Source organism: Bacillus sp. 05T31 (assembly GCF_056396725.1).
Genome location: NZ_JBFTMA010000732.1, coordinates 1 through 2,187, shown reverse-complemented (window position 1 = coordinate 2,187; position 2,187 = coordinate 1). Strand labels below are relative to the sequence as shown.

Sequence of the window (2,187 nt, the reverse complement as noted above, 5' to 3'; positions counted from 1 at the left end):
GTATTGAGACAGAATATGTGATGATAAATTCTTAAACATGCAAATGAAAACATTTGTTTTCATTTCGTATATACATAAAAATGCTTTGTCAATTCTGTAGGGAGGTATTTCCATGGTAGAGAAAATGAATGAAGAAGTTATGAATTCAAAAGAATTACAAGTTGGTGACGTTGTTACAGGTTCTGTAACGAAAGTTGAAGAGAAACAAGTTCTTGTAAATGTTGGATACAAAACAGATGGCGTAATTCCGATTAGTGAATTAGCTAACGTTCATATTGAAAAAGCAAGCGATGTTGTAGAATTAGATCAAACACTTGAATTGAAAATTATTAAATTAGAAGATGATGATCTTGTTTTATCTAAGAGAGCTGTTGACGCAGAAAAAGCGTGGGTAGAATTACAAGAAAAATTTAATTCTGGTCATGTATTTGATGTTACTGTAAAAGATATCGTGAATGGTGGGTTAGTTGTGGACCTTGGTGTTCGTGGTTTTATCCCAGCTTCACTTGTAGAAGTACATTATGTAGAAGACTTTGCTGACTATAAAGGAAAAACATTAGCGGTGAAAATTGTTGAATTAGACCGTGAAAAAAATCGTGTTATTCTTTCACATAAAGCGGTAGTAGAACTAGAACTAGATTCTAAGAAAAAAGAAGCAATCTCTTCGTTAAAAGAAGGGGACATTGTTGAAGGAACAGTACAACGATTAACGGATTTTGGTGCTTTCGTTAACGTTGGTGGTGTGGACGGTTTAGTTCACATTTCACAAATTTCACACGAACGTGTAGAGCAACCTTCTGAGGTATTAGAGCAAGGTCAAAAGGTAAAGGTAAAAGTGTTATCTGTTGATGCTGATACGCAACGTATTTCTTTATCAATTAAAGCAGCTCAGCCAGGACCTTGGGAAAATGTTGCTGGCGAAATAAARGCTGGAGATATTCGTGAGGGAGTAGTAAAACGCCTTGTTACATTCGGTGCRTTTGTTGAAATTTTACCTGGTGTTGAAGGGCTTGTRCATGTATCTCAAATTGCAAATCGTCACGTGAAAAATCCAAATGAAGTATTGGAAATGGGACAAGAAGTAAAAGTGAAAGTACTTGAAGTCCATGTAGCAGAAAAACGTATTTCTTTAAGCATAAAAGAAACGCTTGAAGAAAATAATGTAACAGAAGATTATAGCCAATATGAGCCAAATGCTGATTCGGCTACTTTCCAGTTAAGTGATATTATTGGTGAACAACTGAAAAAATTAAAGAAATAAAGAGGGGTACAAGTGGTAAGGGCAAAACGTAAATTAGATCATATTGAATATGCTCTTTCTACTGGTCAGTCTCGTACGCATGGCTTTCATGATATTGATTTTGTGCATCAAAGCTTGCCAAATTCAAGTTATGACACTATAACATGTGAAACAAAAATCGGCGAACTTTCACTAAGTTCGCCGATTTTTATCAATGCGATGACTGGTGGTGGAGGAGAGCAAACATTACATATTAATGAGCAATTAGCATATGTAGCGAAACATCATAACCTTGCTATGGCTGTAGGTTCGCAAATGGCAGCTTTAAAAGATGAAAGTGAAGCGGCTTCGTATAAAGTTGTTAGGAAAGTAAATCCGAATGGGATTTTTTTCGCAAACTTAGGAAGTGAGGCAACTGTCGAACAGGCAGAGCGTGCCGTTGATATGATTGAAGCGAATGCACTGCAAATTCATTTAAATGTCATACAGGAGTTAACGATGCCAGAAGGAGACCGTGATTTTACTGGTGTACTTCAGCGGATTGAGAAAATAGTTTTAAAAAGTAAAGTACCTGTCATCGTAAAAGAAGTCGGTTTTGGAATGAGTAAGGAAACAGTACAACAGTTAGCGAATATAGGTATAACAGCAATTGATATTGGCGGACAAGGTGGTACGAATTTTGCTGCTGTTGAAAATGAAAGAAGACAGCGAATGCTTTCTTATTTTAATAACTGGGGCATACAAACAGCTACCTCGATTATTGAAGCAACCTCTACAAATAATAACCTCTCTTTTATTGCATCTGGGGGTATACAAACAGCACTTGACGTGGCGAAGGCAATCGCATTAGGGGCGAATACAACTGCGTTTGCTGGATACTTTTTACGTATTTTAATGCAAGATGGTGTTGAGAATTTAGTGGATGAAATTGATCTTTTACATACAGA

2 protein-coding genes are annotated in these 2,187 nt (G+C 36.4%); both read left to right on the top strand.

From position 1 onward, the window contains the following. The first annotated feature begins 112 nt into the window (after positions 1-112). Positions 113-1,261 (top strand): 30S ribosomal protein S1, encoded by a 1,149-nt coding sequence (gene rpsA, locus AC1DJR_RS27425; RefSeq protein WP_002030757.1) that lies wholly within the window; start codon positions 113-115, stop codon positions 1,259-1,261. 12 nt (positions 1,262-1,273) lie between these two features. Continuing rightward, a partial coding sequence (fni, locus tag AC1DJR_RS27420; RefSeq protein WP_477003984.1) for a type 2 isopentenyl-diphosphate Delta-isomerase occupies positions 1,274-2,187 on the top strand: 914 nt, incomplete at its 3' end.